This is a genomic window from Kitasatospora sp. NRRL B-11411, assembly GCF_000721345.1.
In the GTDB taxonomy this organism is placed as follows: domain Bacteria; phylum Actinomycetota; class Actinomycetes; order Streptomycetales; family Streptomycetaceae; genus Kitasatospora; species Kitasatospora cineracea.
Genome location: NZ_JOGH01000109.1, coordinates 1 through 23,237 on the forward strand (window position 1 = coordinate 1; position 23,237 = coordinate 23,237).

At 76.0% G+C, this 23,237-nt stretch carries 23 protein-coding genes; 16 read left to right on the plus strand and 7 right to left on the minus strand.

The features are described 5' to 3' along the window. Window positions 1–806 precede the first annotated feature (806 nt). Window positions 807–1,019 carry a hypothetical protein gene (locus IH44_RS0131855; protein ID WP_157852527.1) on the plus strand — a complete coding sequence of 71 codons (213 nt, stop codon included), beginning with the start codon at window positions 807–809 and terminating at the stop codon, window positions 1,017–1,019. 5 nt (window positions 1,020–1,024) lie between these two features. Here IH44_RS0131855 and IH44_RS0131860 read toward each other — a convergent pair whose 3' ends face one another. Then, complete coding sequence (locus IH44_RS0131860; protein ID WP_030463266.1) at window positions 1,025–1,795, minus strand: TetR/AcrR family transcriptional regulator; 771 nt, start codon at window positions 1,793–1,795, stop codon at window positions 1,025–1,027. A 370-nt stretch (window positions 1,796–2,165) separates the two neighbouring features. On the opposite strand from IH44_RS0131860, the gene IH44_RS41745 reads away from it, so the two are divergent. Beyond that, a complete protein-coding gene (locus IH44_RS41745) occupies window positions 2,166–2,681 on the plus strand; it encodes an N-acetyltransferase (protein ID WP_051817677.1) in 516 nt (171 codons plus the stop codon). A 7-nt stretch (window positions 2,682–2,688) separates the two neighbouring features. On the opposite strand, the gene IH44_RS0131870 is transcribed toward IH44_RS41745, so the two are convergent. Further along, complete coding sequence (locus IH44_RS0131870) at window positions 2,689–3,912, minus strand: MFS transporter (protein WP_030463268.1); 1,224 nt, start codon at window positions 3,910–3,912, stop codon at window positions 2,689–2,691. Window positions 3,913–4,022: 110 nt separating this feature from the next. On the opposite strand from IH44_RS0131870, the gene IH44_RS0131875 reads away from it, so the two are divergent. After that, a complete protein-coding gene (locus IH44_RS0131875; protein WP_030463269.1) occupies window positions 4,023–4,982 on the plus strand; it encodes a LysR family transcriptional regulator in 960 nt (319 codons plus the stop codon). A 136-nt stretch (window positions 4,983–5,118) separates the two neighbouring features. On the opposite strand, the gene IH44_RS0131880 is transcribed toward IH44_RS0131875, so the two are convergent. Beyond that, window positions 5,119–5,733, minus strand: a complete 615-nt coding sequence (locus IH44_RS0131880) for a YceI family protein (RefSeq protein WP_030463270.1) — start codon at window positions 5,731–5,733, stop codon at window positions 5,119–5,121. A 275-nt stretch (window positions 5,734–6,008) separates the two neighbouring features. On the opposite strand from IH44_RS0131880, the gene IH44_RS0131885 reads away from it, so the two are divergent. From IH44_RS0131885 to IH44_RS46860, 4 genes are all read left to right on the plus strand, one after another. Next, the gene (locus tag IH44_RS0131885) at window positions 6,009–7,073 is read left to right on the plus strand and encodes an ATP-binding protein (RefSeq protein WP_030463271.1); all 1,065 of its coding nucleotides are present in this window, start codon (window positions 6,009–6,011) and stop codon (window positions 7,071–7,073) included. Beyond that, window positions 7,070–8,878 carry a hypothetical protein gene (locus IH44_RS0131890; RefSeq protein WP_030463272.1) on the plus strand — a complete coding sequence of 603 codons (1,809 nt, stop codon included), beginning with the start codon at window positions 7,070–7,072 and terminating at the stop codon, window positions 8,876–8,878. The genes IH44_RS0131885 and IH44_RS0131890 overlap by 4 nt, the downstream gene beginning before the upstream one ends. A 180-nt stretch (window positions 8,879–9,058) precedes the next feature. Then, complete coding sequence (locus IH44_RS0131895; RefSeq protein ID WP_030463273.1) at window positions 9,059–12,118, plus strand: DEAD/DEAH box helicase; 3,060 nt, start codon at window positions 9,059–9,061, stop codon at window positions 12,116–12,118. A gap of 5 nt (window positions 12,119–12,123) precedes the next feature. Beyond that, a complete protein-coding gene (locus IH44_RS46860) occupies window positions 12,124–12,276 on the plus strand; it encodes a hypothetical protein (protein ID WP_157852528.1) in 153 nt (50 codons plus the stop codon). 5 nt (window positions 12,277–12,281) lie between these two features. Here IH44_RS46860 and IH44_RS0131905 read toward each other — a convergent pair whose 3' ends face one another. After that, window positions 12,282–13,118 carry an alpha/beta fold hydrolase gene (locus tag IH44_RS0131905; RefSeq protein ID WP_030463274.1) on the minus strand — a complete coding sequence of 279 codons (837 nt, stop codon included), beginning with the start codon at window positions 13,116–13,118 and terminating at the stop codon, window positions 12,282–12,284. A gap of 54 nt (window positions 13,119–13,172) precedes the next feature. Further along, window positions 13,173–13,787 (minus strand): HAD family hydrolase, encoded by a 615-nt coding sequence (locus tag IH44_RS0131910; protein WP_030463275.1) that lies wholly within the window; start codon window positions 13,785–13,787, stop codon window positions 13,173–13,175. Between the two features lie 135 nt (window positions 13,788–13,922). Between IH44_RS0131910 and IH44_RS0131915 the strand changes: the two genes are divergently transcribed. From IH44_RS0131915 to IH44_RS0131930, 4 genes are all read left to right on the plus strand, one after another. Continuing rightward, on the plus strand, window positions 13,923–15,317 hold the full coding sequence (locus tag IH44_RS0131915) for a hypothetical protein (protein ID WP_051817680.1): 1,395 nt from the start codon (window positions 13,923–13,925) through the stop codon (window positions 15,315–15,317). Window positions 15,318–15,382: 65 nt separating this feature from the next. Continuing rightward, the gene (locus IH44_RS0131920; protein ID WP_035957036.1) at window positions 15,383–15,760 is read left to right on the plus strand and encodes a helix-turn-helix domain-containing protein; all 378 of its coding nucleotides are present in this window, start codon (window positions 15,383–15,385) and stop codon (window positions 15,758–15,760) included. 79 nt (window positions 15,761–15,839) lie between these two features. Beyond that, window positions 15,840–16,379 carry a hypothetical protein gene (locus tag IH44_RS0131925; protein ID WP_030463278.1) on the plus strand — a complete coding sequence of 180 codons (540 nt, stop codon included), beginning with the start codon at window positions 15,840–15,842 and terminating at the stop codon, window positions 16,377–16,379. Window positions 16,380–16,475: 96 nt separating this feature from the next. Beyond that, window positions 16,476–16,805 carry a DUF2516 family protein gene (locus IH44_RS0131930; RefSeq protein WP_030463279.1) on the plus strand — a complete coding sequence of 110 codons (330 nt, stop codon included), beginning with the start codon at window positions 16,476–16,478 and terminating at the stop codon, window positions 16,803–16,805. Between the two features lie 132 nt (window positions 16,806–16,937). Here IH44_RS0131930 and IH44_RS0131935 read toward each other — a convergent pair whose 3' ends face one another. Further along, the gene (locus tag IH44_RS0131935; RefSeq protein WP_030463280.1) at window positions 16,938–18,425 is read right to left on the minus strand and encodes a PP2C family protein-serine/threonine phosphatase; all 1,488 of its coding nucleotides are present in this window, start codon (window positions 18,423–18,425) and stop codon (window positions 16,938–16,940) included. Window positions 18,426–18,652: 227 nt separating this feature from the next. Here IH44_RS0131935 and IH44_RS0131940 point away from each other — a divergent pair, with 227 nt between their 5' ends. After that, window positions 18,653–19,198, plus strand: coding sequence for an O-acetyl-ADP-ribose deacetylase (locus IH44_RS0131940; RefSeq protein ID WP_035957047.1), 546 nt, complete (start codon window positions 18,653–18,655; stop codon window positions 19,196–19,198). A 163-nt stretch (window positions 19,199–19,361) separates the two neighbouring features. Here IH44_RS0131940 and IH44_RS0131945 read toward each other — a convergent pair whose 3' ends face one another. Beyond that, window positions 19,362–20,186 (minus strand): methylase, encoded by an 825-nt coding sequence (locus IH44_RS0131945; RefSeq protein ID WP_030463282.1) that lies wholly within the window; start codon window positions 20,184–20,186, stop codon window positions 19,362–19,364. 177 nt (window positions 20,187–20,363) lie between these two features. Between IH44_RS0131945 and mshA the strand changes: the two genes are divergently transcribed. From mshA to IH44_RS46865, 4 genes are all read left to right on the plus strand, one after another. Beyond that, a complete protein-coding gene (gene mshA / locus IH44_RS0131950; protein WP_030463283.1) occupies window positions 20,364–21,707 on the plus strand; it encodes a D-inositol-3-phosphate glycosyltransferase in 1,344 nt (447 codons plus the stop codon). 105 nt (window positions 21,708–21,812) lie between these two features. Then, window positions 21,813–22,370: a YbjN domain-containing protein gene (locus IH44_RS41750; protein WP_030463284.1), complete on the plus strand. Its 558-nt coding sequence runs from the start codon at window positions 21,813–21,815 to the stop codon at window positions 22,368–22,370. A gap of 31 nt (window positions 22,371–22,401) precedes the next feature. After that, the gene (locus tag IH44_RS43280) at window positions 22,402–22,899 is read left to right on the plus strand and encodes an SLATT domain-containing protein (RefSeq protein ID WP_051817682.1); all 498 of its coding nucleotides are present in this window, start codon (window positions 22,402–22,404) and stop codon (window positions 22,897–22,899) included. A gap of 94 nt (window positions 22,900–22,993) precedes the next feature. Then, complete coding sequence (locus IH44_RS46865) at window positions 22,994–23,176, plus strand: hypothetical protein (RefSeq protein WP_157852529.1); 183 nt, start codon at window positions 22,994–22,996, stop codon at window positions 23,174–23,176. The last annotated feature ends 61 nt before the right edge of the window (window positions 23,177–23,237 follow it).

The window sequence follows — 23,237 nt, forward strand, 5'->3', positions numbered from 1 at the left end:
CCTGCACACCATCCGCCACACCAGCGGTTCCTGGCAGACCGCCGGCGCCATCCCGCTGACCGGCGTCTACGGCAACCACTACGCCGCCAGCATCACCGGCACCCTCTGACCTTCGGCTTCTGACCGACCGACCGGACGGCTCGGCCGCCTCGCCACCACGGCGCGGCGGCCGGGCCGTCCGGCGTTCGGTCCCGGCATTCGGCCTCCGCTCCGCGGCGAGGGCCGACACGTCAACCGGCGGCCCGCCGAATTCACTCCACCGGGCGTCGAACATCCTTGCTGTGGCGTGGAGTTGGCGCAGCACGGGCGCAACTCTGGCGAATGCCGGGTGATCTGGGGGAATTCCGTCGGCCGGGGATCTCCGGAGGGGTGAACGCGAGTGCAATTCGGATACGAATGTTCGAATCTGACGGATCGACAGGTCCCTTGGCGCTGCCTAGCGTTCGGGATGTTCGGGCCAGCGAAATGCCCCGGCGGACGCCATCACATCCCCGGGGCGAGGCCGAAGTCCGTCTGAAAGCTTCGACATGTTCCATTTTACCGGCTGGGCGGGCGCCGCTGTCGCCGTTCCCGCGCTTCTCGTCGTCCTGGTCCTCGCCCGGCTGCTCTTCGCCGGCTCCGACCGCGCCTCGACCGGCCGCCACCGGGCCGGCGTCCGCACCCCGTCGGTACCGGCCCCGGCACCAGCCTCGGCCCCGGCGCCCGGTCCGGCGTCGGCTCAAGCTCCTCCGGCTCCGGTTCCGGTTCCGGTTCCGGTGCTGCGGGGCCCGAACACGCTGCCGCTGTGCTCCCGGTACCGGCGGCCGATGTCCGTCCGCACGCTGCACCGGACGATCATGCCGAGGTTCCCGGTCTTCCACGGCCCCGCCGTCCGGCTCGCCGTCCGTCGGGCCCCGCGCCCCGTCCCCCGCCCGGTCGCGCGTCCCGCCGCCTGCCCGGTCGACCGTCCGAACGCCGTCCCGCGCGTCATGCCGCTGTGGGCCGCGCACGCCGGGGGAGCGGGGGAGGGCGGGGCGTGAGGGGGTTACCTGACGATGCTCTTGCCGATGCTGGGGAGCACGAAGTCCTGGATCAGGCCCTTGGCGTCGCGGACCAGGGGGCGGAAGACCCGGTAGCGGGAGAGGTTGATGAGGCGGCCGACCAGGGGGGTGGAGCGGCGGACGAACTCGCGGGTGCGCTCGGTGTCGGGGGTGCGGTCGAAGACCCAGTAGAGGACGACGACCATCAGGTGCAGCCAGAGCACGTCGGGCAGCAGCTCGACGAGTTCGGCGTCGAGCTTGGGGGCGAGTTCGGAGCCCTGGAGCACGTCGCGGAAGAGTTCGACGGCGGTGGCCCGGGCCGGGTGGGACTCGTTGGAGAAGGGGCTGAGCGAGCTGGTCGGGTCGGCGGCGGTGCGGAAGAACTGGGCCGAGAACTCGTGGTACGGGGCGGCGGTGTCGATCCAGGACTCGATGGCGATCTGCAGGCGTTCGGCGAAGTCGCGGGTGCCGGCCATCCGGATCCGGGCGTCGGCGGCGTGCTCGTAGGTCATCCGGTCGTAGAAGCCCTGGATCAGGAACTCCTTGGCCGAGAAGTAGTAGTACGCGCTGCCGACCGAGACGCCGGCCTCGGTGGCGATCGCGCGCATGGTGGTCTTCTCGTAGCCGCGTTCCCGGAACAGCCGCATCGCGGTCTCCAGGATCAGCGCGCGGGTGGCCTCGCTCTTGTCGGTCTTCGGCTGGGCCCGGCCGCCCGCCAGCTCGCCGGACGCGGGCAGGCCGGTCGCCTGCTCGTCCTTGTCGCTCGCGTTCTCCACGCCACCGGACCCTACCGGGCGCCGATGACTCCCCTGCTGGCCGTTTCCTGCCACCTCGCCCCGCCCGATCCGGTTTCGTCGTGGTCTCCTACGGCCCGAGCCTAGCCCGGACCGGGACAACTCCGGACCGGGAGGGCGAATCGGAAACGGGGGGCGACGCGCCCGGTGCCCCCCGGCACCGGGTCGGTCGTGCAGGCGGGTCGCCGGCCCGTCCGGTGCCGGAGGCCGGCCGGACGGCTCCCTGCCGGCGGCCGGGAGCCAGCGTTTCGAACGCGTTCAAAACACCGTGGACGACTCTAGGGCATCGGTTCGGACACGCTCAACCCCCGGACCGGAAAAGGTCCGGCGGCGGGTGTGCGAGGCTGGCCGCATGCCCGACCCCACCCCGCCCCCGGCCGCCCTGCGCGAGGGCGGCGCCGCGGACGCCGCCGCCGTCGCCGGGCTGTACACCGCCGGCCGCCGCAGCGCGTACGCCGCCCTGCTGCCGGCGGAACTGCTGGACGCCGACGCCGCCGAGCAGGAACTGCTCTGGACGCTGCGGCTGGACGCCGACTACGGGGCGCCCGCCGACACCCCCGTCCTGCTGCTCGCCGAGGACCCGGACGGCACCGCCGTCGGCTTCGCGTACCTGGTGCCGGACGGCGGCGCGGTGCGGCTGGAGCAGCTGCACGTCCGCCCCGACCGGGCCGGCGGCGGGATCGGCACCCTCCTGCTGCGCGCCGCGCTGGACCGCTTCCCGCAGGCGCCCGTCCGGCTGGACGTGCTGGCCGCGAACCGGCGGGCGGTGGCGTTCTACGAGCGGCACGGTGCCCGCCGCCTCGGCCGCGGCACCGCGCACTTCCCGGACGGGTCGCGGCTGCCCGAGTACCGGTACGGCTGGCGCTGACGGGCCGTCAGGCAGCTTGGAGGGAAGGGGAGTTGTCCGGTCGGCGGGCGGCCAGCCGGGCGGCGAGGCCCAGGGCGAGGGCGGCGGCGCAGACGGGCAGCAGGTAGCCGGTGCCGGGGGCGGTGTGCTGGGCGAAGGCGCCGCCGAGGGTCGCGCCGGTGGAGATGCCGACCAGGATCGCGGAGACCGCCAGCGCCATCCCCTCGGTCAACCGGTGGGCGGGCAGCAGGCGTTGGGCCAGCGTCATGCCGCTGACCATGGTCGGCGCGGTGCCCGACCCGGCCGCCAGCAGGGCCGCGCCCAGCAGCGGCACGCCCGCCCCGGACAGGCCCGCCGCCAGCGGCAGCAGCATCAGGGCGGTCATCGCGCCGGTACCCAGCGCCAGCCGGAGCGCCGCCGGGCGGCGCGGCCGGACCGCGCCGAACACCAGCCCCGACACGCAGGACCCGGCCGCCACCAGGGCCAGCAGGCCGCCGCCCGCCGACTGCCGGCCGAGCGCGTCGGTGTAGGCGAGCGTGGTGACCTCCATCGCGCCGAACAGCACCCCGGCGGACAGGAACACCGCGAGCAGCGGCGGCAGGCCCGGCGTCCGGAACAACCCCCGGGTAGCAGAGGGGGTTCGAATGGCCGGGGGTGGTTCGGTGGCGCGCTGGGCGGCGAACAGCAGGGTGCCGACGGTGCCGAGCACCCGGGCGGCGAGCAGCCCGGCCTCGGGGGCGACGGCGGTGCACAGGGCCATGCCGAGCACCGGTCCGGCCATGAAGCACAGCTCGTCCAGCGACTGCTCCAGCGCGTTGGCCCGGTGCAGCACGGCCGGGTCGGCGCGGTGCAGGTGCGCCCAGCGGGCCCGGGCCATGCCGCCCAGGTCGGGGCTGCTGCCGGAGAGCGCCCAGCACAGGAAGAGCGTCCAGGCGGGCGCCCCGGAGCGCACGCACAGCAGCAGCCCCGCCGTCGGCAGCGCGGTGGCCAGCACCGCGGGCACCGCGACCCGGGCCTGGCCGAGCCGGTCGACCAGCCGTCCCAGCAGCGGCAGCAGCGCCGCGCCCGCCAGCACGCCGACCGCGGAGACCGACCCGGCCAGCGCGTAGGAGCCGCGCCGGTCGGCGACCAGCACCACGACGCAGACGCCGTTCATCGCCAGGGCGAGCCGGCCGAGCAGCCCGGACAGCGTGAAGGTCAGGGTGCCGGGGGCGGCGAACACCGGGCGGTAGCGGGCGAGCGGCAGCGACAAGGAGGGGCTCCAGGGTGAGGTGGGGGGCCTCCAGCCTCGGGGCGGGGGAGCGGGGGCGTCCAACACCCGTTCCGCCGGATTCACCGGATCCTGTTGTTAATCTTCCGGGCGTGCCCCGAGACCTCCACCCCCGCCTGCTGCGCAGCTTCGCCGCCGTCGCCGAGACCCTGCACTTCGGCCGCGCCGCCGAGCGGCTGCACCTGGCCCAGCAGGCCGTCAGCCGCGACGTGCAGGCACTGGAACGGGAGTTGGGCTGCGTGCTGCTGCACCGCTCCACCCGCAGCGTCGAGTTGACCGAGGCGGGCGCGGCCCTGCTGCCCAAGGCCCGCCACCTGCTGGAACTGCAGGCCGAGATCGCCGCACTGGGCGACACCCGGGCGCTGCTGGTCGACCTCAACAGCCAGGACTGGGGGCCGGACCACGCCGCCGAACGGGTGCTCACCGCGGCCCGCCGGCGCTGCCCGGAGGTCGAGCTGCTGGCCCGCTACTGCGGCGGACTCGCCGCCGCCGCAAGGGAGTTGGCGGCCCACCGGCTGGACGCCTCGTTCGGCCGGTACGCCGGACTGCCCGCTGCCGACCGGGCCCGGCTGGCGCACCTGCCGGTCCGGCTGGAGCCGATGGCGGTCTTCCTGCCGTCCGGGCACCCGCTGGCCGCGCTGCCCGCCGTCCCGCTGGCCGCGCTCGCCGGGCACCCGGTGGACGTGTTCGCCGGTCAGCCCGCCACCGCCGAGTGGACCGACCTCGGCCTGCGGCTGCTCGCCGCGCACGGTCTGACGGCCGCGCCCGGACGCACCCCGCCGGTCGGGACCGCCGAGTTCGCGCGCTACCTGGCCCGGCACGGCGACCCGGTGCTGACCAGCGCCGGGGCGCAGGACTCGCCGGGCGCGGTGGTCCGGCCGCTGGTCGACCCGGTGCCGCTCAGCCTGGTCGGCCTGGTGCACCGGCCGGGCGGGCGCCACCCGGGGCTGGCCGCGCTGCGCGCCTGCGCGGCCGAACTGGCCGCCGCCGAGGGCTGGTTGAGCCGCCCGCCGGACAGCTGGCTGCCGGCCGAGGACGCGGCGCTGCTGTAGGCCGGACGCGCCGCTGCAGGTCGGGTGCGCTGCTGCAGGCTTGTCCGGCCGAAGCCCCGGGAACGGCGGCGCCCCCGCCGAGGGGGACGGCGGGGGCGGTACCGGGGAGGCCGCGCGGCGGCCGGGGCAGGCGGGTTCAGGAGGCTCGCACGGCGGAGATGTCCAGGGTCAGCTTGACCTTCTCGCCGATCAGCACGCCGCCGGTCTCCAGCGCGGCGTTGTAGGTCAGGCCCCAGGAGGTGCGGTCGACGCTGGTGCCGCCCTCGAAGCCGACCCGGTTGGCGCCGTACACGTCGGTGGCCGAGCCGGTGAACTCGAGGTCGAGGACGACCGGGCGGGTGGTGCCCTTGATGGTCAGGTCGCCGTGCAGGCGGTAGGTGTCGCCGTCGACCTGCTCGGCGGTGGTCGACTTGAAGGTGATCTCCGGGTGCGCGGCGGCGTCGAAGAAGTCGCCGGTGCGCAGGTGCTCGTCGCGCTGGGCCTGGCCGGTGCTGATCGAGGCGACCTTGATGACCAGCTCGGCGGTGGAGGCGGCCGGGTTGGAGCCGTCCAGGTGCAGCTTGCCCTCGTACTCGGCGAACTCGCCGCGGACGTTGGTGACCATCGCGTGCCGGACCGCGAAGCCGATCTTGGAGTGCGCGGCGTCGATGGTGTAGTCGCCGGTCAGGTGGGCCAGGTCCGGGCCCTGGGCGGTGGTGGCGGCCGGGGCGGTGGTGGCGGCGGTGTTCTTGCTGCGGTTGAAGATGCCCATGACTTCTCTCCTCGGGACGGGGGTCGAAGCCATTTGTTGAGGCTTCAACTTGTTCACGTGGTTCACCGTACGCCGATCTGGTTCAACTTTCAACCATGAAGTTGAAAGTTGTCCGAAATTCGACCGGGAGACCGCCGCGCACAGCGTTGTCCCCAGCCTGTGGACAAGGAGCGCCCGCCCGCGCCGCGCCGCGGAAAACCGGGTGCGCCCGCCCGCCCGGCCGTCCACACTGGCCGCCGGAACCCCCCCCGAACCCCACCCTCCTTGGGAGAGCTGTGCAGTCTGCCGTCACCGTGTCGCCGTCCCAGGTCCCCGAGCTGCTGCTCGGCCTCGCCACCGTGCGGCCGGTGTTCCTCTGGGGCGCCCCCGGGATCGGCAAGTCCTCGCTGGTCAACCGGTTCGCCGAGTCGATCGGCCTGGAGTGCGTCTCGCTGCTCGGCACCCAGCTCGCCCCCGAGGACCTGATCGGCGTCCCGCAGATCACCCCCGAGGGCCGCTCCCGGTTCTGCCCGCCCGAGACGATCGCCCGCGACCAGCCGTACTGCCTGTTCCTGGACGAGCTGAACGCCGCCACCCCCGACGTCCAGAAGGCCTTCTACTCGCTGATCCTGGACCGCCGGATCGGGAACTACGAACTGCCGCCCGGCTCGATCGTGATCGGCGCCGGCAACCGGGCCACCGACGGCGCGCTCGCCCGCCCGATGCCGTCCGCGCTGCTCAACCGCCTGGTCCACGTCCACCTGCGGGCCAGCCCCGACGACTGGCTCGGCTGGGCCGCCGGGCACGGCATCCACCCGTGGGTCACCGACCACCTCACCGACCGGCCCGACCACCTGTGGTCCGCCCCGCCCAAGACCGAGGAGCCCTTCTCCACCCCGCGCGCCTGGCACATGCTCTCCGACGCGCTGCACTCCTTCGGCCCCGGCCTCGACGAGGACACCCTCAAGGTGCTCGCCCACGGCCTGCTCACCCCCGCCCACGCCGTCGCCTTCTGCGGCTACGCCAAGATCGTCCGCAACGCGTACGGGCTGGACGCGATCCTGAAGGGCGACGCCTCCTGGCCGCGCCGGGTCGAGGACCGCGACCTGCTCTACTACCTCGCCGACTCCTTCCGCGGCCGCCTGGCCAAGGAGCTGCCCGCCCGCAAGGAACACGCCTCGCCGACCGTCCGCCAGCACGCCTACCGCTCCAAGTCGCTGCTGGTGCAGCTCGCCGAGATCTCCGTCGAGGTCGCCCAGACCGTGATCGCCGACGGCCCCGACGGCAACCCCGTGCTGCCGTCCTGGTTCCTGATCGAAGCCGCCCGCGACCTGCCCCGCCTGGTCGAGGCCCGCCGGTGAGCGGCCACCGCCCCGCCGCCAAGCCCGAGCAGACCGACCCGGTCAGGGCCGCGTTCACCGCCGGACTGGCCAAGGTCCACCACAACCCCGCGCTCGCCGCCGTCCCCGCCGCACTGTGCCGGCAGGACGCGGACCGCTGCCCGCTGCACCCCGCCACCGGCTGGGTCGTCGCCGACTCGCACGGCGTCCTGCACCACCACCGGACCCGCCGCGCCGAACCCGAGGAGTGGGCCTGGGCCCTCGCCCACGCCCTGCTCCACCTCGGCTTCGGCCACCTCCCCGCCGCCCGCGGCCCCCGCGCCCAGCCCGACGCCGCCGACCTCGCCGCCCGCTGCGCCGTCGTCAACCGCTTCCTCGCCACCTTCCCGATCGGCCGCGCCCCCGACGACCTGCCTCCCCACTGGCCCGGCGGCGACGAGGAGGAACTCGCCGCCCGCTGGCGCCGCGACGGCGTCCCCGCCGAGTACCGGGCCTGCGGCACCGGCGGCGACCGCCCCGACCAGCACCTCGAAACCTGGACCGCCCACCAGGACCCGGAGGACCGGACCCTCGCCTTCGCCCACGCCCTCACCCGCACCGTCTCCGCCGCCATGGACGTGGCCGGCGGCCGCCGCGAGACCCACGACGGCGCCCGCCTCCCGCAGCGCCCCTGGGAACGCGCCCTCGGCTGGTTCGTCGCCCACTACCCGCTGCTCGGCGGCCTCGCCGCCGGCCTCACCCTGGTCGCCGACGCCGAACTCGCCCGCGCCCACGGCATCACCGTCGCCGCCGTCAACGCCGAGGCCGGCGAGATCTACCTCAACCCGCTGCGCCGCCACACCGACGAGGAGTGGCGCTTCATCCTCGCCCACGAGATGCTGCACGCCGCCCTCCGCCACGGCGACCGGGCCGGCGGCCGCGACCCGTACCTGTTCAACGTCGCCGCCGACTACGTCGTCAACGGCTGGCTGCTGGAGATGGACGTCGGCGAGATGCCCGAAGGACTGCTGCACGACCCCGCCCTGAAGGGCCTGTCCGCCGAAGAGGTCTACGACCGGATCGCCCGCGACCAGCGCCGCCTGCGCCGCCTCGCCACCCTGCGCGGCAAGGGCCTCGGCGACATCCTCGGCGAACCGCTGCCCCGCGGCGGCCGCGGCTACGTCGACCTCGACGACTTCTACCGGCGCGGCCTGCAGCAGGGCTTCGACCTGCACACCCGCGACCGCGGCCGGCTGCCCGCCGGACTGGTCGACGAGATCCGCGCGCTCTCCCAGCCACCGCTCCGCTGGGACGCGCAACTCGCCCGCTGGTTCGACGAGTTCGTCCCCCGCCCGGAACCGCTCCGCTCCTACGCCCGCCCCTCCCGGCGGCAGTCCGCCAGCCCCGACATCCCGCGCGCCGGACGCCACCACCCGTACCAGGAGACCCCTCGCTGCACCTTCGGCGTGCTGCTCGACACCTCCGCCTCGATGGACCGCACCCTGCTCGGCAAGGCGCTCGGCGCGATCGCCTCCTACGCCGCCGCCCGCGACGTCCCCGCCGCCCGGGTCGTCTACTGCGACGCCGCCCCGCACGACGCGGGCTACCTGCCGGTCGCCGAACTCGCCGGCCGGGTCCGGGTCCGCGGCCGCGGCGGCACCGTCCTGCAACCCGGCGTCGACCTGCTCGCCCGCGCCCCCGACTTCCCCGCCACCGCCCCCCTGCTGATCATCACCGACACCGACTGCGACACCCTCCGCGTCCCCCGCCGCGAACACGCTTACCTCGTCCCGCGCGGCGCGACGCTGCCGTTCACCCCGCGCGGGCCGGTGTTCCACTTCAGCTGAAGGGCGAAGGGCGACGAAACCAGGGGCCCGGGGAACGGCGGGTCGATGCTGCTGGGGGCCGGAGCCCACCGGTGAGTCCGTGCTGCTCCGGGCCCGGGCGGAAACCGGAAGCGGCCCGCAGGGGCTGTCGGTGGGGCGGCCTACCCTGGAAGGTCCGCGCCCGATGCTCCGGAGGCCCCGATGTACGTCCTGCACGCCCAGTGGCGGGCCGACGGGCGGCTCGGGGTGTGGGCGGAGGACGCCGGGGCGTTCCGCGGGCGGGCGGTGGAGGGGGCGCGGCACCCGTTCGCCTGCGCGGCGGGCGAGGTGGCGGGGCTGCTCGCGGCGGTCGGCCCGGGCCCGGCCTGGCTGGCGGAGCGCGGGGACGAACGCTGGCTGACGCTGCGGCTGCCGACGCTCGGCTCGCGGCCGACACCCTCGCCCGACCTCCCGGTGGGCTCCACCGCCAAGGGCCTGGAACTGCGGCCGTGGCGGATCCCGACGCTGCTGTTCGACCGGCCCGAGGCCGCCCAGCTGCTCGGCGAGCTGTTCGACCCGTACTGGCCCGGCAGCACCGTCGAACTGCCCGACGGCCGGACGGCGGAGCTCGCGTACGGGGCGTCGCTGCGCTGGCTGACGGGCGTGCACGACCTGGCCTGGCGGCTGGCCGGGCGGGGCCGGGTGCTGCCCGCGCTGGTCGCCGAGCCCGGCGGGTGGGCGGCCCGCTGGCGGCCCGCGCACGATCCGGCCAGCCGCCGGGAGGCCCGCGCGCTGGCGGCCGGCTGCCCGCCCGCCGCCCGCGCCGAGGACGGCCACGAGCCCACCGGCGGCGCCCTGTTCGGCACCGTGCTGGAGGCGCTCACCGACCACGAGACCCGGGTCGCCCTCGGGCCCGACGCGCCGGCCGCCCCGGGCGGGCCCGACTGGGTCGCCGCGCTGCGCGGCCCCGACGGCCGGCTGCCCGCCCCGCCCGCACCGGAGCAGGTCGCCCGGCTCGCCGCCGCCGCGGCCGGCACCGGCCCCGACGGCAGCCTCCGGCTGGCCTTCCGGCTCGCCGAACCGCTCGGCACCGCCGCCGACGACCCGGACGCCACCGTCGTGGCCGAGACCTGGCGCCTGGACGTGCTGCTCGGCCCGGTCGACCGGCCCTCGCTGCTGCTGCCCGCCGCCGAACTCTGGTCCGCCGGGCCCGGCGCGGCCGCGCTGGCCCGGGCGGTCGACGACCCCGCCGAGGCGTACCTGGCCGAACTCGACCGCGCCGCAAGGCTGTTCCCCGAACTGCGGGCCGCCCTGCACCGCACCCGCCCCACCGGCCTCGACCTCGACCGGGCCGGCGCGCTCGCCTTCCTGCGGGACACCGCCCCGGCGCTCGCCGCCGCCGGGCACGGCGTCCTGCTGCCCGCCTGGTGGCACCGCCGCCCCCGCCTCGGCCTGGCCGCCACCGCGCACGCCGCCCCCGTCCCCGGCTCCGTCCGGCGCGCCGCCCAGGCCGACCGGGACGCCCTGCTGGACTTCCGCTGGCAGCTCGCCGTCGGACAACAGCCGCTCACCCAGCAGGAGTTGGACGAACTCGCGGCCGCTCAGGCGGGCCTGGTCCGGTTCCGCGGCCAGTGGATCGAGGTGGACGCCGCCCAGCTCGCCGCCGCCCTGCGCTTCCTCGCCGCCCGCCGCGACGACCCCCGGCTCGACGCCGCCGCCCTGCTCCGCCTCGCCGCCGACGACGGCGCCGTCGTCGACGGCCTCCCGGTCACCGCCGTGCACGCCGACGGCCCGCTCGGCGACCTGCTGGCCGGCCGCCTCGGCCGCCTCCCCGGCGCGCACCGCACCCCGGCTCCGCCCGGCTTCACCGGCACCCTCCGCCCGTACCAGGAACGCGGGCTGGCCTGGCTGGACGCGCTCGGCCGGCTCGGCCTCGGCGCCGTCCTCGCCGACGACATGGGCCTCGGCAAGACCGTCCAGACCCTCGCCCTGCTCGCCCTCGAACACGCCCGCGGCGCCCGCGGCCCCGTCCTGCTGGTCTGCCCGACCTCGCTGGTCGGCAACTGGCAGCGCGAAGCCGCCCGGTTCGCCCCCCGGCTGCGCGTCCAGCTCCACCACGGCCCCGGCCGCACCCTCCCCGACCCGGCCGCCGACCTGGTGGTCACCAGCTACGGCGTCCTGCAGCGCGACGCCGCCGCGCTGCGCGCCGTGTCCTGGCGCCGGGTCGTCGCCGACGAGGCCCAGCACGTCAAGAACCGCGCCGCCCGCCAGTCCCGCGCCCTGCGCGCGCTGCGCTCCGGCCCGCGGATCGCGCTCACCGGCACCCCCGTCGAGAACCGCCTCGCCGAACTCCACACCGTCCTCGACTTCACCAACCCCGGCCTGTTCGGCACCCCCGAGTCCTTCCGCGAGCACTACGCCGTCCCGATCGAGCAGGCCGGCAACCGGGAGGCCGCCGCGCGGCTCCAGCGGCTCACCGCGCCGTTCCTGCTCCGCCGCCGCAAGGACGACCCCGAGATCGGCCGGCAGCTCCCCGCCAAGCAGGAGTTCACCGTCCGCTGCACCCTCACCCCCGAGCAGGCCGGCCTCTACCAGGCCGTCGTCGCCGACCTGCTCGACCGGCTCGGCGGCATCCGCGGCGTCGAACGCAAGGGCGCGGTGCTGGCCGCCCTCGGCCGACTCAAGCAGGTCTGCAACCACCCCGCCCAACTCCTGCACGACAACTCGCCGTTGGGCGGCCGCTCGGGCAAGGTCGAACGGCTCGTCGAGCTGCTCCGGGAGGCGCTGGCCGAGGGCGACCGGGTCCTGGTCTTCACCCAGTACGCGGAGTTCGGCGCCCTGCTCCAGCCCCACCTGCGCCGCCGCCTCGGCGAACCCGTCCTCTACCTGCACGGCGGGCTCGCCGCGCCGCGCCGCCAGGAACTCGTCGACCGCTTCCAGTCCCCGGACGGGCCGCGGGTGTTCCTGCTCTCCCTGAAGGCCGGTGGCACCGGACTCAACCTCACCGCCGCCAACCAGGTCGTCCACCTCGACCGCTGGTGGAACCCCGCCACCGAGGACCAGGCCACCGACCGCGCCCACCGGATCGGGCAGCGCCGCGCCGTCCAGGTCCGCAAGCTGGTGTGCACCGGCACCGTCGAAGAACGCATCGCCGAACTCATCGACAGCAAACGGGAGTTGGCCGATGCGGTGGTCGGCTCCGGCGAGCACTGGCTGACCGAGCTCCGCACCGAACAACTCCGCGAACTGCTCACCCTCTCCGCCGAAGCCACCGAGGTCTGACCGCCATGGACCACCCCCTCGACCAGTGCCTGGACACCTTCTGGCAGGGCGAGTTCACCCTCCGGGACACGCCCCCCGCCCCGCCCGACCCCGCCCTCCCCGCCGACCTGGCGGACCTGCTCGGCCCGCTCTACCGGCACCTCACCGAGAACGCCTAGAACGCTTAGGGGTGGCCGCCGTCGAGGAAACCGCCCACCAGGGCGGCGAACCCGGCCGGGTCCTCCACCCAGGGCCGGTGCCCCACCTCCGGCAGGACGGCGAGCCGGGCGTCCGGGTGGAGGGCGGCGACCAGGCGGGCCGGGGCGGTGCCGATCATCCCGTCCCGGGCGCCCGCCACCACCAGCACCGGCGCCGCCACCGGCCGCGCCGCGCCCGGGTCCGCGCCCGCGTAGAACGCCTCCCGCATCCAGGGCGCGGCCGGTACCGGCGCCGGGTCGAACGCCTCGGCGCGGGCCGTCCCGTTCCAACTGCCCCAGAAGAACGGCGTGATCCGCCGCACCAGCGCCGCCGGGTCGCCCGCACCGGCGGCCAGCAGGGCGTCCGCCGCGGCCGCGTCCGGGTACCAGGGCTCCGCCGCGCGGGCGGCCCGAAGCGCGGCGATCTCCGCCGGGTCGGGCTCCCGGGCGGCCCGGCCGACCGGGGTGACCAGCACCAACGAGCGTACGCGGTGCGGGAATTCGGCGGCGTAGCGCTGCGCGGTGAGGGCGCCCGCGGAGTGGCCGAGCAGGTCGATGCGCTCCGCGCCGAGGTGCTCCCGGAGAGCCTCCACGTCCGCGGCCTGGGCGCCGAACGCGCAGCTCGCCCGGTCGGCCGGCACCGCCGAGCGGCCGCAGCCCCGCGGGTCGAGCCGCACCAGCCGCCGCCGGGCGTCCAGGCCGCCGAGGGTGCCGAGGTAGCGGGCGTCCATGCCGGGGCCGCCGGGGATCGCCACCAGCGGTGCCCCGTCGCCGAGTTGCTCGTAGTGGAGGGCCGTTCCGTCGTACCCGTGGAAGATCGTCATGGCCCGGATGGTGGCACGCCCCGGCCGGGCCCGGCAGGCGGTTTCACGCAGTGGTCAGAGCAGGCCGTGGCCGCCGAGCACGGCGCTCAGCCCCGGCGCCCCGCGGTGGTGGTGGCCCTGCATGCCGAGCGCCGTCGCGGCCGCGACGTGGCCCGCGGTGTCGTCCACGAACAGGCAGTCCCGGGGCGGGACGCCGGCCCGCTCGGCGGCGGCCAGGAAGATCCGCGGATCGGGCTTGGCGGCGCCCACCCGGGCGGAGTTGACCACCGCGTCGAAGGCGGCGTCGAGCCCGAGCGCGGCCAGGTCGGCCTCCAGCGCGGTGGTGCCGTTGGAGACCAGCACCACCGCGGCGCTCCGGCGCGCCGCCGCGAGCAGGGCCCGCACCCGCGCGTCCACCCGGAACGGCTGCCGCCCCCAGTCCGCGACCGCCGCCCGCGCCACCTCGGCCGACCCGCACCGCGCCGCCAGGTCCTCGGCCACCAGGGCCCGCCACTCTTCGTCCCCGACCTGACCGGTCACGGCGGGCAGCAGTCGCTCCGGCCGGAACGCCGCCGCGGCGACCGTGCCGGGCGCGAGGCCGTGCGCCCGGTCGACGTCCGCCAGGTCCGCCCAGATCCGCAGCACCCCGTCCAGGTCGCACAGCACCGCGCCGATCCGCCGCTCCGCCATCCCGCCCCGCCTTCCCGCTCCCGCCCGGTGTGACCGCTTCTGCCGGTGAAATCCCTTTCCGACGGCGGAAGTTCGCCGCACTCACCCTACTTCTCCGTATGGCAACCGTCCGCGCCGCCGGGCACAATCACCGCCATGCCCTTCCGCTCCCGGCACCCGCGCACCCTGCTCGCCTACGCCGCGCTGCTCGACCACTCGATCGAGCGGATCGCCGAAGTCTCGGCCGACGCGCGGGAGTTCGACCGCGAGGAGATCTACCGGCTCACCGACGTGTGGGACAACAACACCGCGGCCCTCTTCGCGGCCGCCGCCGCCCGCTTCCGCTGGACCCGTGCGCTCCAGGCCCGCTGGGCGCTGCGCTGGATGGCCGACTTCAGCCCCGCCCGGCGGGCCTGGATGGTCGAGCGGACCGCCGCCGCGGGCGTCCCGGTCGAGCGCTTCCTGCCCCGACCCGACCCCGAGCCCGCCGCCCCGGGGCAGTGGCACCGGCTCTACCGCGGCTTCATGACCGCCGAACTCGACGGCACCGGAGCCGAGTTGACGGAAGGTCTGGCCGCCGAGTACGACCTGCCGGCCGCCGGGTTCCGGGGGCTGTTGGTCGAGCGGCGCGGCGCCGACCGGCTGGACGGCTGGTGCGAGTTCGAGCTGCCGCGCCGGTACGCCGGCGGCGGCCCGCGCGCCGCCCGGCTCACCGTGCTCTTCGAGGACCCGGAGGACCTGCGCTTCGACGGCGACCGGGACACCACCGGCCTGTCCCTGGAGGCCGGCCCCGACGGGGTGGTGCTCCGGCTGGGCGCGGCCGGGGTGCTGCGCTGCCGCTCCGTCCGGCTGAACCTCGACGACGACCACTGGGAGGACTCGCCGACCGGCCGCCGGTTCGCCGCCGCGCACCCGGAGCGGCGCGAACGCCACGGCGTCCGGCAGTGGACCCTGCCGATATTTCGCTCCGCCGACGGGCCCGCCGACGCGGGGTGGGTGCTCCGGGCCGCCATGATCGCGGCCCGGAGCGTCCGGTTCGCCGGTTCGGCCGCCGACGCCCCGCTGCGCGCCGTCACTACCGCCCTGGCCGGGGCGGGCCCGCGGATCCTGGCGGCGGGGGCGGTCCGCCGCCGCGCCGACCGGAACGCCGCCTTCGAGGCGCTGGTCGCCGACTGGTTCCGGCGCGGCGGCCCCGACTTCGCCGAGGCCGTCACCGGCTACGTCACCGTCCCGGAGGAGTTCCGCCGGGTCGGCCCCCGGGCCCGCCCCACCGTCCGGGCCCTCCCGGCCCGGCTCGCCCTCGTCCTCTACCGGCTGCCCTCCACCCCGGTCGAGTACAGCCGCCCCGCCTACGCCCACCTCGGCTTCGCCCAGCCCTCCGCCAACGCCCCGGACGCCCCCTGGACGCTCCGTTCCCGGGGCTTCGAGCACCCCGTCGCGCTCGCCTTCACCCTGGACGCCTTCCGGCACACCGCCGTCCCCGAGTCCGCCCCCGACCGCCTCGCCTTCGGTCCGCACCTGACCGCCACCGGCACGTCCGACCCGTACTGAGCGACGCGTTCGCAGGTGCTAGCAGGCTGCTTGCAATTGCAAGCAGCTCGGTGCACACTGCCCGTATGGCGTCACTGAACGTGGGCTCGCTCGGCGAGTACATCCGGGAGCAGCGGCGGAGCGCGCAGTACTCGCTGCGGCAGCTGGCCGAGGTCGCCGGGGTGTCCAATCCGTACCTGAGCCAGATCGAGCGCGGGCTGCGCAAGCCCAGCGCGGAGATCCTCCAGCAGATCGCCAAGGCGCTGCGGATCTCGGCGGAGACGCTGTACGTGCAGGCCGGGATCCTGGAGGAGCGGGACGCGGCGGAGCCGGACGGGCCGGGGCTGCGGGCCGCGATCCTGGCCGATCCGCTGATCAACGAGCGGCAGAAGCAGGCCCTGCTGTCGGTGTACGAGGCGTTCCTGAAGGAGAACCAGGCCGCCCGTCCGCCGGACCCCGCGTGAGCCAGTACCGAACGACCAGACCTGCGTGACCGACGCCCCGCGCCCGACCGCGCGGCGGCACCCGACCGGGAGGACCGACATGCCGATCAGCGACGAGCTCAAGAAGACCCTCACCGACCCGACCCCGCTGTACGCGCTGGCCGGCGCCGGCGACCTCGCCTACGAGAAGCTCCGCGAGGTGCCCGCCCAGATCGAGGCGCTCGCCGCGGACCGCAAGGGCACCCAGGAGAGGGCCGCCGCCGCCCTGCAGGACGCGGGCGCCGCGCTGGCCGACGCGCAGGCGAAGGTCACCGAGGCGGTCAACGCGCTGCCCACCGACGTGAAGGAACTCCAGGCCAAGGCGCAGGAGTTCGCCATGCAGCAGGTCGGCCGGGCGCTGGAGTTCGCGGTGAAGGCCAAGGAGGTCTACGACGAGCTGGCCGTCCGCGGCCGCACCGTGGTCGACGCCGCCAACACCCCGAAGGACGCCCAGCCGGAGCCGGCCGCGGACGCGGAGGCGGACGTGGTGGTCGAGGAGGTCGTGGTCGCCGAGGTCGTGGTGGACGAGGAGCCCGCCGCCCCGAAGCCGTCCGCCAAGAAGGCCCCCCGGGCCCGGAAGGCCGCCGCCGAGCAGGAGTGAGCGGGGCGCGGCGGGGAACGCCGCGCCGCCGAGGGCCGTTGACCGGTGCGGTGGCCGTGCCAGGATGGAAGAAAGAGTGAGGAGCCCGCGGTGCAGATCCTGTACGTCAACCTCCTGAACCCGTTGTGGTGGGTCGCCACGGCGATCATCTGCTTCAAGGTGTTCGCGCTCGCCGACGCGGTGTTCCGCCGGGAGGACGCGTACCGGGCGGCCGACAAGAAGACCAAGGGCTTCTGGGTGATCCTGCTGAGCGTCGCCCTGGTCTGGGACCTGCTGTTCGGCGCCAACCCGATCACCGGCCTGCTGACGCTGGCGGGCCTGGTCGCCGCGATCGTCTACGTGGTGGACGTCCGCCCCGCGATCAAGCTGCTCACCGACGGCCGCGGCGGCGGGCGGAGCAACCAGGGCCCGTACGGCCCCTGGTGACGCCGCGCCGGATCACCGGCGGCGCGCAGCGAACGGAAGAGGGCGGCCCCCGCGCGGGGGCCGCCCTCCGTCGTCCCGGAACCGTCTCCGGAACCGTCCCCGGAGTCGCCTCCGGAACCGTCCCCGGGCCGCTCAGCCCATGATCACCGGCACCGGGTTGCGTTCCAGCAGCAGCACCGCGACGTCGTCGGTGAGCGCGCCGCCGTTCAGCTCCTCGACCTCGGCGATCGCCGAGTCGACCAGCCGGCCGCGGGTCAGCCCGGCGGCCTGGTGGTCGGCGACCAGTTCGATCAGGCCCTCCTGGCCCAGCCGCGGCGAGCCCGCGCCGACCTTGCCCTCGATCAGGCCGTCGGTGTACATCAGCAGCCGCCAGCCGGGGGAGAGTTCGACCCGCAGGGCGGGCCAGACCGAGTGCGTCGCGTCGCAGGGCAGCAGGCCGAGCGCCGGGCCGGCCTGGTCGAGCGGGAGCAGCACCGGCGGGCCGTCCGGGCCGAGCAGCAGCGGCGCGGGGTGCCCGGCCAGGTACAGCTCGGCGGACTCGGGGCCGCCGTCCGCGGTCGGGACGTCCAGCACGACCATGCACAGGGTGGCGAAGATCTCGTCGCTGCGGCGCTCGTGCTCCAGCACGTGCTGGAGGGTGGTGAGCAGGTGCTGGCCGGTCAGCCCGGCGAACACCAGCGTCCGCCACGCTATCCGCAGCGCGACGCCGAGCGCGGCCTCGTCGGGGCCGTGGCCGCAGACGTCGCCGATCACCACGTGCACCCGGCCGTCCTTGGTGCGGACGGCGTCGTAGAAGTCGCCGCCGAGCAGGGCGCGGCGGCGGCCGGGGCGGTAGCGGCGGGTGAAGGCCAGGCCGGCGCCGTCCAGCAGCGGGGTGGGCAGCAGGTGGCGCTGGAGCCGGGCGTTCTCCTGGCCGCGGATCTCGGCCTCGACCAGGCGGCGCTGCGACTCGTCGGCGCGCTTGCGCTCCACCGCGTAGTGCAGGGCGCGGGCCAGCAGCGGGCCGCCGGTGTCCTGCCGGAGCAGGAAGTCCTGGGCGCCGGCGGCGACCGCGGCGGCGCCGAGCTCGGCCCCGGCGGCGTCGGTGAGCACCACCACGGCGGTGCGCGGGGCGCGCAGCAGCAACTCCCGCAGCCCGTCCAGCCCGTCGGGCCCGCCGTCGGTGGGCCCGCCCTCGACGGCGGGGTCGGCGGAGGGCTCGCCGAGGTCGAGCAGGACGCACTGGAAGTCGGTGCCGCGCGGCCCGCGGCGGCCGCTGCCGGGCAGCGGCGGCAGGGCGGCGAGGGCCTCCCGGATGCCGTTCACCCGGTGCAGTTCGGCGTGCCCGCCCAGCTCGGCGGCGAGCGAGTCGAACAGGGTGTGCTCGGGCCCGTCGGCCTCGACCACCAGCACCCGGAAGTCGGCGGCGGGCCGGGCCGGTTCGGGGGCGGCCGGGGTGCTGCGCGGATGCGGTATCGGCGCGGGGCCGACCGTGCGGCCGGCGGCCTGGCCGTTCGGCCCGGCGAGCTGGCCGTTCTGGCCGGGGCGCTGGGCGCTGTGGGCGTGGCGGCCGCGGCTGCGTTCGGCGGTTCCGGCGCTGCTGGTCGCGTCGGGTGCCCGCCCGTCTCCCGTCACGGGCATCGGTCGGTCCTTCCTTTCCCCGACAGACCAACGGCTGGTGTCCGTCCGCAGTGCCCGGGTGGCACCGGGCATCGGGGGGCTTCCCGCGACCATAACGTGATCTCCGAGGATTTCTTCGACTGGGCGGCGCCGATGTGGTTATTGCCACGCGTGTGGTGGCGGCTTTGCCTAGGGTTTTCCCGGGTTTCCGCCGGTGCCGGAACGGAATCGAGGAGAGGGGCGTGGCGGTGACACAGATCACGCTGGTGCAGGGTGACATCACGGAACAGCAGGTGGACGCGGTGGTGAACGCCGCCAACGGCTCACTGCTGGGCGGCGGCGGGGTGGACGGGGCGATCCACCGCCGGGGCGGGCCGGAGATCCTCGCCGAGTGCCGGGCGCTGCGCGCCTCGCACTACGGGAGGGGGCTGCCGACCGGCCGGGCCGTGGCGACCACGGCGGGGCGGCTGCCGGCCCGCTGGGTGGTGCACACCGTCGGCCCGGTGTACCGGGCGGAGGACTACCGGCAGCGCTCGGAGCTGCTGGCCTCGTGCTATCGGGAGTCCCTTCGGGTCGCGGTCGGGCTGGGGGCCCGGACGGTGGCCTTCCCGGCCGTCTCGGCCGGGATCTACGGCTGGCCGCTGGACGATGCCGCTCGGATCGCCCTGACCGCCGTGGTCGAGGAGGCCCCCGACCTGGACGAGGTGCGGTTCGTGCTGTTCGGCGCCGAGGCGTACGCGTCGTTCGAACGCGCCCGGCGGGAGCTGGGGGAGCAGGGGGAGCAGGCGGACTGACGGCTGCCGGAGGGCTGCGGGAGCGGCCGTCCGGACGGTCCCATGGTGGCGTGACGGGGCGTCAACACGCCAGAGGAAATCGATAACTCGTTCGAGTGAGTCGTCGAGCGAACGCTCGAAGCGTCGGTCTCGAAGCGTCGGCGGGGCCGGCCGGTGCGGTGCTTCAGCGCGGCGCCAGCGCGGCCCAGTCCACCGTCAGCTCGCCCTGCCGCCGCCGGGCCGGCGCGTCCCGCAGCGGCCAGTCCGCCGCCAGCGCCGCGCAGGCCGCCGCCCAGCGCTGCCGGGCCCCGAACGCCCCCAGCGGGGCGGCGGCCGCCCAGGCCCGGTCGAAGTCGCGCAGGAAGGAGTGCACCGGGCGCCCCGGCACGTTGTGGTGGATCAGCGCCTTCGGCAGCCGCTCCGCCAGGTCGGACGGCCGCTCCAGGTTGGCCAGCCGGGCCGCGAAGGTCACCGTGCGCGGGCCCTCCGGGCCGAGCGCCACCCAGACGTGCCGCCGGCCCACCTCGTCGCAGGTGCCCTCCACCAGCAGCCCGTCCGGCGCCAGCCGCCCGCACAGCCGGGCCCACACCTCGGCGACCTGGTCCTCGTCGTACTGCCGCAGCACGTTCGCCGCCCGGATCAGCTGGGCCCGCGCCCCGCCGTCCAGCGGCACCTCGAAGCCGCCCCGGCGGAACTCCAGCAGCGGCGGCTCGGCCATCGGCAGCGCCGCGGCGACCCGGGCCGGGTCGATCTCGATCCCCACCACCCGGACGTCCGCCCGCACCGCCCGCAGCCGCGCCGCCAGCTCGACCGCCGTCCACGGCGCCGCGCCGTACCCCAGGTCCACCGCCACCGGCGGGGCCGCCGGCGCCCGCAGCGCCCGGCCCGCGGCGTACGCGATCCACCGGTCCATCCGCCGCAGCCGGTTGGTGTTCGTGGTGCCCCGGGTGATCGTCCCCACCGGCCGGCTCGACCGGCCCCGGGACGACGGGGTGTCGCTTGCGGCCATGGTCACCAAGCGTACGCAGCCGTCCCGGCACCGACGGCACCCGGATCCGCTGGCGGGAATACGACGACGCGCTGCCCCGTTGCCCTGGCTGACGTCCATCCGCCCGCTGCCGCCGGCCGCGGGCGGTGGCACGAGCAGAGCAGACCAGACGGCCGGCGCACAGGGAGGCTCCCGCAGGTGACCCAGCACCTCGTCCGCACGCCCCGCCGGGAGCCGCGCCGGCCCGCGCCCGCCGCCCCCGCGTCCGCCGCCCAGGCCCGGGCCCGCCGGCCGCGCCGGATCGCCATGCTGAGCGTCCACACCTCGCCGCTGCACCAGCCCGGCACGGGGGACGCCGGCGGCATGAACGTGTACATCGTGGAGCTGGCCAAGCGCCTCGCCGAGCTGGACATCGAGGTCGAGGTCTTCACCCGCGCCGTCAGCTCGGACGACGCCCCCACCGTCGAGCTCGCCCCCGGCGTCCTGGTCCGGCACGTCACCGCCGGGCCGTACGAGGGCCTGTTCAAGGAGGACCTGCCGGCCCAGCTGTGCGCCTTCACGCACGGCGTGCTGCGCACCGAGGCCGGGCACCGCCCCGGCTACTACGACCTGGTGCACTCGCACTACTGGCTGTCCGGCCAGGTCGGCTGGCTGGCCGCCGAGCGCTGGGGCGTCCCGCTGGTGCACACCATGCACACCATGGCGAAGGTCAAGAACGCGGCCCTCGCCGAGGGCGACACCCCGGAGCCCGCGGCCCGGGTGATCGGCGAGACCCAGGTGGTCGGCGCCGCCGACCGGCTGATCGCCAACACCGCGGAGGAGGCCGCCGAGCTGGCCCACCACTACGCGGCCCGCCCCGACCAGCTCGCCGTCGTCCACCCCGGCGTCAACCTCGACGTCTTCCGCCCCGACGGCCCCGCCTCCCGGGCCGCCGCCCGGAACCGGCTCGGCCTGCCGCAGGACGCGGCGGTGCTGCTCTTCGCCGGCCGAATACAGCCGCTCAAGGCGCCCGACGTCCTGCTCAAGGCCGTCGCCCGGCTGCTCGACCGCCACCCCGGCCTGCGCGAGCGCCTGGTCGTCCCGGTGGTCGGCGGCCCCTCCGGCACCGGCCTGGCCCGCCCCGAGAGCCTGCACAAGCTCGCCGCCCAGCTCGGCATCGGCGACGTGGTCCGCTTCCACCCGCCGGTCGACCAGCACCGCCTCGCCGACTGGTACCGCGCCGCCACCGCCCTGGTGATGCCCTCGCACAGCGAGTCCTTCGGCCTGGTCGCCCTGGAGGCCCAGGCCTGCGGCACCCCTGTGGTCGCCGCCGCCGTCGGCGGCCTCCCGGTCGCCGTCCGGGACGGCCGCACCGGCACCCTCGTCCCCGGCCACGACCCCGACGCCTGGGCCCGCGCCCTGCACCCCTACGTCACCGACCCGGCCCTCACCCCCGCCCGCGGCGCCGCCGCCGCCCGGCACGCCGCCGCCTTCGGCTGGCTCACCGCGGCCGCCGCCACCGCCGAGGTCTACACGGGAGCCATGGCGGCCGTCCGGGCCTGAGCCCCCGCCGGTCCCCGCCGGTCCCCGCCGGTCCCCGCCGGTCCCCGGCGGGGCGTGACCGGGCAGACACCCGGTCCGTGCCGCCGGGCCGCTAGCGTGGGGCCCATGGCAGCCAAGGACGACGCACTCACCCTCCTGCGCACCGCGCTCGACCAGGCCGGGGTGCCCTGGGAGCCGGCCGCCACCGACCCGTACACCGTGGTCGCCGCGCTGCCCGGCACGCGAAAGCTCTCGACGGCCTGCGCGCTGCGGGTCGGCGACCACACGCTGTCGGTGAACGCCTTCGTGATCCGGCGGCCGGACGAGAACCACGCGGAATTCCATCGGTGGCTGCTGGAGCGCAACACGAGGATGTTCGGGGTCGCGTACGCGGTCGACCGGCTCGGCGACGTCTACCTGGCCGGCCGGCTCCCGCTGGAGGCGGTGACCCCGGACGCGGTGGACCGGCTGCTGGGCAGCGTGCTGGAGAACGCCGACGAGCCGTTCAACACCTTGCTGGAGCTCGGCTTCGCCACCGCGATCCGGCGCGAGTGGGAGTGGCGGACCAAGCGCGGCGAGTCCACCCGCAACCTCGCGGCGTTCGCGCACCTGGCGAGCACGGCCGCCCCCGCGGCGGACGGGACCGCCCCTGCGGCGGACGGGACCCCTCCCGCCGGAGCCTGAGCCCGGTATCCTCCCGGCCGGGGAGGAAACCATGGACACCGAATTCGCCGGAACCACCGAATCCGCCGCCGCACAACGGAAGTTGGCCTGGCTGGAGACCGAACTCGCGGCGGAGCTGAAGGAACGCCGACGCCGCCGCGACTGGGACCGGCGGCGGGCGCTCACCCTGCAACTGGCCACCGTCAGCCTGTCCGCGCTGGTCACCGTGCTGCTCGGCCTGAAGGTCGGCGAACCCGCGGCCAGCCGACTGGCCGACCTCGCGCTGGTGGCCGGCGCGCTGGTCACGGTGCTGGCCGCCTGGGCGGCGTTCTTCGGGTACCGCACGCTGTGGATCCAACGCGCCGACACCGTGCACCGGCTGAACTCGCTGCGCCGCCGCCTCGGCCTGCTGAAGGCCGAGTACGGCGACGCGGTGCCGGAGACGGCCCGGCTGACCCCGCTGATCGACGAGTACCAGGCGATCCTGGAGGACGACCACGACTCCTGGGTCCGGCTGCGGCAGAGCGAGGCGGGCGGCGCGGCCGGCTGACCGGTCGTCAGGCGCTGGACGGTCCGGGGTGGTGGACTTCGCTCCAGACGATCTCGCGGGCGACGCCGTTGTTGCGGAAGGCGGGGGAGTAGCTGTGTCCCCAGCGGTCGCCGAGGGCGAGTGCGGCGGCACCAGCACCAGGGCGCCCCGCCCGTCCAGCCCGGAGAACTCGCCGAGCCGCCCGGTCGCCGTGTCGACCAGCAACTCGCCCCGCCCCGGAGACCAGGACACCGGACCGGCCTCGGCGAACTCCCCGCCCCGCACGGCCCGCACGTAGGGCGCGCCCGCCCAGACCAGGGTCGCCAACTCGCCCGCCACCTCCGGAGCGACACCGCCCA

Coding starts and splice junctions, on each gene's coding strand:
- IH44_RS0131855 (WP_157852527.1), top strand. CDS start 807: ATGTCCGTCCGCACGCTGCACCGGACGATCATGCCGAGGTTCCCGGTC.
- IH44_RS41745 (WP_051817677.1), top strand. CDS start 2,166: ATGCCCGACCCCACCCCGCCCCCGGCCGCCCTGCGCGAGGGCGGCGCC.
- IH44_RS0131880 (WP_030463270.1), bottom strand. CDS start 5,733: ATGGGCATCTTCAACCGCAGCAAGAACACCGCCGCCACCACCGCCCCG.
- IH44_RS0131895 (WP_030463273.1), top strand. CDS start 9,059: ATGTACGTCCTGCACGCCCAGTGGCGGGCCGACGGGCGGCTCGGGGTG.
- IH44_RS46860 (WP_157852528.1), top strand. CDS start 12,124: ATGGACCACCCCCTCGACCAGTGCCTGGACACCTTCTGGCAGGGCGAG.
- IH44_RS0131905 (WP_030463274.1), bottom strand. CDS start 13,118: ATGACGATCTTCCACGGGTACGACGGAACGGCCCTCCACTACGAGCAA.
- IH44_RS0131910 (WP_030463275.1), bottom strand. CDS start 13,787: ATGGCGGAGCGGCGGATCGGCGCGGTGCTGTGCGACCTGGACGGGGTG.
- IH44_RS0131915 (WP_051817680.1), top strand. CDS start 13,923: ATGCCCTTCCGCTCCCGGCACCCGCGCACCCTGCTCGCCTACGCCGCG.
- IH44_RS0131920 (WP_035957036.1), top strand. CDS start 15,383: ATGGCGTCACTGAACGTGGGCTCGCTCGGCGAGTACATCCGGGAGCAG.
- IH44_RS0131925 (WP_030463278.1), top strand. CDS start 15,840: ATGCCGATCAGCGACGAGCTCAAGAAGACCCTCACCGACCCGACCCCG.
- IH44_RS0131935 (WP_030463280.1), bottom strand. CDS start 18,425: ATGCCCGTGACGGGAGACGGGCGGGCACCCGACGCGACCAGCAGCGCC.
- IH44_RS0131945 (WP_030463282.1), bottom strand. CDS start 20,186: ATGGCCGCAAGCGACACCCCGTCGTCCCGGGGCCGGTCGAGCCGGCCG.
- IH44_RS41750 (WP_030463284.1), top strand. CDS start 21,813: ATGGCAGCCAAGGACGACGCACTCACCCTCCTGCGCACCGCGCTCGAC.
- IH44_RS43280 (WP_051817682.1), top strand. CDS start 22,402: ATGGACACCGAATTCGCCGGAACCACCGAATCCGCCGCCGCACAACGG.